The organism is Arsenicibacter sp. R0_47, from assembly GCF_057652235.1.
In genome coordinates, this window is sequence record NZ_JBYFCJ010000037.1 from 58,115 (window position 1) to 64,222 (window position 6,108).

The window sequence follows — 6,108 nt, forward strand, 5'->3', positions numbered from 1 at the left end:
TTACAAAAAATAACACTGTTAACTTACAGGCAAAAAAATTAGACGACCAGCGCCTTAATGAATCCGTAGATCGCATCTTCCAGTACCAGCTCACTGAGCTCATCGGGGGTTGCACTACGGTTAATCATCTGAATCGAAACCAGCCCGTGCAGGATTGACCAGAACGTATGAAATTTCAGAAACGCATTGGTGTCCGGTTGGTTACTGTGGTCGATCACCTTTTGGATCAGTGATACCAGCATTGTCGAAAAGGACTGAATTTCCGGAACCTGCCGGGCACGTTCGCAGGGCGGAAGGCCCATGCCGAACATCAGCTGATAGGTTGCCTGGTTGGCAAAGGCAAACTGCCAATAGGCCTTTCCGGCAATTTCCAGTTGCTGACACGACCGGTCTTCTTCGCTGAGCTGTGCCTGGATATGGTCTCTCAGCTGCCGGAATCCTTCTTTAACGAACTCCAGCATGATGGCTTCCTTACTCTCGAAGTGATTGTAAATGACCGGCACACTGTATTCAATGGCGTCGGCAATTTTCCGGATCGAAAGCGCCTGCCAGCCCTCGGTCTGGATAATGCTCCAGGCTGCTGTGAGGATACTGTTTCGTACCTCTTCTTTCTGCCTTAGTTTCCGTTCTAATACGCCCATGATTGATGTGTGTTAGCCTTTATAACAGTGTTAACTTTTTTGTGATACGTTAAGTTCCGGCAGACTCGGAATATTGTAGTATGTTAGACCGCTGAATGTAACCCCTATATCTGAATGGCTAAAATACACAGTTATATATGCGTGCTGGCTCTGTTTCTGATTGCCGGCCAGGCGTGCACAAAAGAGAAGAAAACGACTATAAATCAATGGGATACGGTTGATTATGTAGCTGTCGGTAAGCAGATGGACTCCATAAGAGCACCGTATATCATTGATCTGCAGGCAAAAAACAAACATCTTATTTTTGTCGGATGCGAGCACACACAGGATACCACACACCGGCAGTTTACGCTGATTGATCAGCTGTTTGCCGGTTTAAAGCCGCAGATTGCCTTTAACGAAGGCGGACAGGTAACCCGTCGATACCCGTCGCGTAAGGAGGCCATTCTGCACAACGGAGAAACCGGCTGCCTGAAATTTGCCTGCGACCGGGCCGGTATCCCGATGATGAACGGCGACCTGGCAGATAGTCTGGAGTTTGTGCTGATGCAGCAAAAATATACGGTCCATGACCTGTTGCTGTATTATGTGATGGAGCGAATGATAATTCCGTACCTGTATGGTGCTTACGGAAAGATTCCGTTTAACACATTCTATGACCAGAAACTGCCGGAATGGTTTGTCAAAAATGGATTACGGGTACCTGAGCAGGAACAATCGTTTGCCTTCTATCAGCAGCTATATCGCCGGAAGATGGGGCATCCGCTACAGATCGCCCTGACTGATGACGTTGAGAAATTTGATTACATCAACGATCAATGCTACTACTGTGCTGTGGGCAGGGCATCGAAAATGGTACGGGACAGTGTGCTGCTGACAAAAATTGATGCTGCTCTGGCGCAGTATGACCGCGTGATGGTCACCTTCGGACATGGGCACGCGCTGGCTGTTGAACCGGCGCTGAAGCAGATTATGCGGAAATATGAATAAGTAAACTGGGTAAGAAAACGCCCGAATTTGCCTTGTTTCGCCCGTTTAGGTTGCCGGAAAGCGAAACAATGTGTAGTATTGGCCGTTCTTACAAAAAAGACTTTTTACTCTAACCATCTCACGCGTATGAATCGCTCAGAATTTCTGAAGCTTACGTTTGGCATAACGGTAGGTATGAGCGCCCTGCGTTCATTTGCATCATCAGCAAGTCAGGCCGGCGGACCATTTACATTAGCGCCGCTGCCCTTTGACTCAGGTGCCCTCGAACCTCATATCGATAAACTGACGATGGAGATTCACCACGGCAAGCATCATAAAGCTTATGTCGACAACCTGAACAAGGCGGTTGCCGGTACGGATATGGCCAAAATGTCTATTGAGGATCTGGTTCGCAGTGTCGATAGCAAAACGCCGGCCGCTGTGCGAAACAACGCCGGTGGTCACTGGAACCACACATTCTTCTGGAGCATTTTAGGACCGAACGGTGGTGGTGCACCGAAAGGAGCGCTGGCAGATGCGATCAACAAGAAATTCGGATCGTTCGATAAATTCAAGGAAGAATGGGCGAAAGCGGCAACGGGCCGTTTCGGTTCGGGCTGGGTATGGCTGATCAAAACCGGCAACGACGTTGAGATCGTATCAACCCCGAATCAGGATAACCCGCTGATGAAGCTGACAGAGAAGCCGGGTACACCGATCATGGGCCTTGACGTGTGGGAGCACGCCTACTATCTGAAATACCAGAACAAACGCCCTGACTACGTGGCAGCTGCCTGGAACGTATTCGACTGGAATAAAATCGGCCAGAACTTTAAATAAGCCGGTTCGTCAAATAAGACAAAACGGGACACCATCCGGCAGGGTGGTGTCCCGTTTTGTTAAGTAGCTACTGGTAAGAACGTTAACCGGATAATTGCCGGCGGCTGACAGCGGCGTATGATAAGCAAACTACCCGATAATTTGCAAAGGGTGCTTTCCTTGTCGTAACTTCGTATATCAACTGGTATAATGCACAGGACAGGCGGGTCTTCATCCCCGCAGCCGTCTCCTGAAACAAGATAATTATGGCAGAACAAGTGTTATATGATGAAATCCCGTCGCTCGATCTGGCGGATTTCACGTCGGGCGATCCGGCCCGGAAACAGGCGTTTGTCGAAGCACTCGGCAGCGCATTTAATAATATCGGCTTTGTAGCCATCCGCAACCACGGCCTTACCAGTGACTTAACGGATAAACTGTATGGCTCGGTAACAGAGTTTTTTAAGGCACCGGATGAGGTAAAGCGCAAATATGAACACCTCGAACTGAACGGTCAGCGCGGCTATGTCGGTAAAGGACGGGAAACAGCCAAAGGCTTTAAAGTCGCTGACTTAAAGGAGTTTTATCACGTTGGCCAGCCGGAGCCGGTTGGTGATATGCCCGACAATGTGTTCCCGGACGAATACCCGGATTTTAAAGAAAATACACTGACGGCTTACCAGACGCTCGAAGCGGCCGGCAAAAACCTGCTGCGTGCCATCGCTATTTATCTGGAGCTGCCCGAAGATTATTTCGAAGACAAGGTGAAAAGCGGCGACAGCATCCTGCGGGCGATACATTATTTCCCGCTCGATCCGAACACGGTTCCCGAAGGGGCTGTGCGGGCAGCGGCTCACGGCGATATCAACCTGATTACACTACTGATGGGTGCCAGCGCCGATGGGCTGGAGGTGCTGCGTCGCGACGGCGTCTGGATCCCGATTACGGCCCTGCCGGATCAGGTAGTCGTGAATGTAGGCGATATGCTGGACCGGTTAACAAACCATAAGCTTAAGTCTACCATTCACCGCGTTGTGAATCCGCCGCGGGAGAAAATGAATACATCCCGGTTTTCGATTCCGTTTTTTATGCACCCGCGCGGCAGCATGAATCTGACGTCGTTGGCGAGCTGCGTTGATACTGAGCATCCTAAATTATATACCGACATGACGGCCGGTGAGTTTCTGGATGAGCGATTACGGGAACTGGGTCTGAAGAAAGCGTAGTTCCGTAATTTTTTGTTACTTCGTGGGGTTAGAACCCGGCTTTTTGGCACTTTTGTGGCCATGAGTGAGGGTTCTGACCCTCTTTTTTTTTCATTAATGGCCAATTACTTACCTCACGTCAAGCCCGTACGCAAAATCCGGTATCTCATCTTTCTGAAAGATGTGCTGATTCTGGCGTTAACTACGTTTGGCGGCCCGCAGGTACATCTGGCCATGATGTACGAGCGATTTGTTAAAAAGCGGCACTACCTTACTGAGGATGAGTTGCTTGAACTTAATGCGCTTTGCCAGATTCTGCCCGGACCGACGTCAACCCAGACCATAACCGCGCTGGGTTTCCGGATCGGCGGCCCGAATCTGGCCTATCTGTCGCTTTTCATCTGGGCGTTGCCCGGCGTAACCGTCATGACAATCGCGGCGATGGGTGTCTACTACTTGGAGCAGCATAACCTGTCGTTAGCCTTTACGCGGTTTATTCAGCCGATGGCCGTCGGGTTTCTGGTATCGGCCGGCTACCGTATCGGGAAGAAAGTGGTGAAAAACCGTGTGGATCTGGTCTTGCTTGTGCTGGCGGCGGTCGCAGCCTATGTGTTCCGGTCGCCGTATATGACCCCCGTTGTGTTGCTGGTGGGTGGGATTACGACCGCGTTTACCTACCAAAAGCAGCAGGTAATGGACAAAAAGCCGATTCACATCGAATGGTCAAACTTCATTCTCTGGATCGGGGTGCTGGTGGTGGCGGCGATTCTCGGTGCGTTGACGAACTGGCTGCCCATCCGGTTGTTTGAGAACTTTTACCGCAACGGCAGTCTGGTATTCGGCGGCGGGCAGGTACTGACGCCCATGCTCTATAATGAGTTTGTTGAGTTTAAGCAATACCTGTCGCCCGAAGAGTTTTTGTCGGGGCTGGGGCTGGTCCAGGCGATACCGGGGCCGGTATTTTCGTTTGCTTCCTACATCGGCGCACTGTCAATGCGGCAGGAAGGCTTTCACGGTCAGTTGCTGGGCAGTATGGCCTCGACGCTCGGTATTTTTTTGCCGGGCACGTTTTTAATCTTCTTTGTCTTTCATTTCTGGGACCAGCTGAAGCGCTACAGGGCTGTCCGTGCCTCACTGGAGGGGGTTAATGCGGCCAGTTCCGGTCTGACCGCCGCGGCGGCCGTTGTGCTCTTCGAACCCATGGCGTTTGACTGGCAGATGCTGCTGGTGATTATCGCAACGATTTCGCTGCTCGAATTCACCAAAGTCCCGCCCTTTGTCCTGATTATCGGAGGCCTTCTGCTGGGACTGGTAATTTGAAAATAGCGAAGAAAGAGCAGAAATAATCATGATCTATATCTACAGCTTTTGGTAAAAAAATGTAGTCGTATCTCCATTGCTGCTGATTTTTTTTACCGGGAAACCATTAGTATCATAAAAAAACTGAGTACGATCAATTGTAGTCCCTGAAACTTGCCCGTTGTTATCATATACAGTCGTTTTCAGGGCTATAATATTATTTTTTCTGAGACCGAAAGCATTCTGAATATTCGTTGGATGTCCTTTGAATACAATATTGGGATATGCTTCAAAAAAGTTTATTGCATAAGGGTTTTTATCATATTCATAATCTATACGATTCTTTAACTGACTGCCCCAGTACACCGTCATTGATGATCGCTGACCATTATTATAGGTATATTTTCTAATTAAATTGCCTCCGATGGATTGCCTGATGTTAGCATCATCGGACGTGCTGGTTGTAATGAAGCCGTCGTTGTCAGTTTCATTGAGATACAGTACACCATTGTCTACATAGCTGACGAGTTTCCCTGTTTTATAATGGTACAATTTATCTGTGTTGGATATCAGCGTTCCATTTCCATCATACTCATATGCACAACAACCTGATTTCTCGCTGAGCTTACCATTTTTATATGTGTAAGAAGTTGTATAGGAGTCATTATAGGTATTATTTACCGGAGAATAGTAAATATTCTTTGAATAGTGAGTCTCTTTCTGTAAAAATCCGTTGCCATCATACGTAAAAAAGATCGAATCCTGTGCTGAAAATAGTATATCATTTCTGAATGCATCAATGGTGTTAAAATAGCTTTTTATAAATTCTAATTGTTTTGTCTGAACACCATATGAATAAAATTTTGTGTAATTATTGTAGCTGTTCCCCTGGATTCCGGAAGGTTTTTTTGGTGAGTAATTAATTTGTTTCAAAACAGTAATAGTATCAACGGGATCAACAGGGTTTGATCTGCTACAACTTAGCAAACATAAAGCAACGAAGAGATTCAGAAAATGTAGCAGATACGTAAAAGTAGGTGTGTTAGCTTTCATGAGTGTGTAGTATTCTCTATAAATACCTTAGAGTAAAGATATATAAATACAGGGCTTTCTCATAAAACCCTATGCATGGTCATAAATTCGATTAGTGAGTTAAAATCATCCGCAAACTGATC

General features: G+C 47.7%; 6 protein-coding genes. 4 read left to right on the forward strand and 2 right to left on the reverse strand.

Features of this window, described 5'->3' with window-relative positions:
• Window positions 1-38 precede the first annotated feature (38 nt).
• Complete coding sequence (locus AC23NW_RS32365) at window positions 39-641, reverse strand: TetR/AcrR family transcriptional regulator (RefSeq protein ID WP_293842951.1); 603 nt, start codon at window positions 639-641, stop codon at window positions 39-41.
• Window positions 642-755: 114 nt separating this feature from the next.
• Between AC23NW_RS32365 and AC23NW_RS32370 the strand changes: the two genes are divergently transcribed.
• From AC23NW_RS32370 to chrA, 4 genes are all read left to right on the forward strand, one after another.
• The gene (locus tag AC23NW_RS32370; protein ID WP_487454769.1) at window positions 756-1,631 is read left to right on the forward strand and encodes a hypothetical protein; all 876 of its coding nucleotides are present in this window, start codon (window positions 756-758) and stop codon (window positions 1,629-1,631) included.
• 126 nt (window positions 1,632-1,757) lie between these two features.
• Window positions 1,758-2,450, forward strand: coding sequence for a superoxide dismutase (locus AC23NW_RS32375; protein ID WP_487454771.1), 693 nt, complete (start codon window positions 1,758-1,760; stop codon window positions 2,448-2,450).
• A 245-nt stretch (window positions 2,451-2,695) separates the two neighbouring features.
• Window positions 2,696-3,655: an isopenicillin N synthase family dioxygenase gene (locus AC23NW_RS32380; protein WP_487454773.1), complete on the forward strand. Its 960-nt coding sequence runs from the start codon at window positions 2,696-2,698 to the stop codon at window positions 3,653-3,655.
• 96 nt (window positions 3,656-3,751) lie between these two features.
• On the forward strand, window positions 3,752-4,954 hold the full coding sequence (chrA, locus tag AC23NW_RS32385) for a chromate efflux transporter (protein WP_293842959.1): 1,203 nt from the start codon (window positions 3,752-3,754) through the stop codon (window positions 4,952-4,954).
• A gap of 39 nt (window positions 4,955-4,993) precedes the next feature.
• On the opposite strand, the gene AC23NW_RS32390 is transcribed toward chrA, so the two are convergent.
• On the reverse strand, window positions 4,994-5,986 hold the full coding sequence (locus AC23NW_RS32390) for a hypothetical protein (protein WP_487454774.1): 993 nt from the start codon (window positions 5,984-5,986) through the stop codon (window positions 4,994-4,996).
• Between the last annotated feature and the right edge of the window lie 122 nt (window positions 5,987-6,108).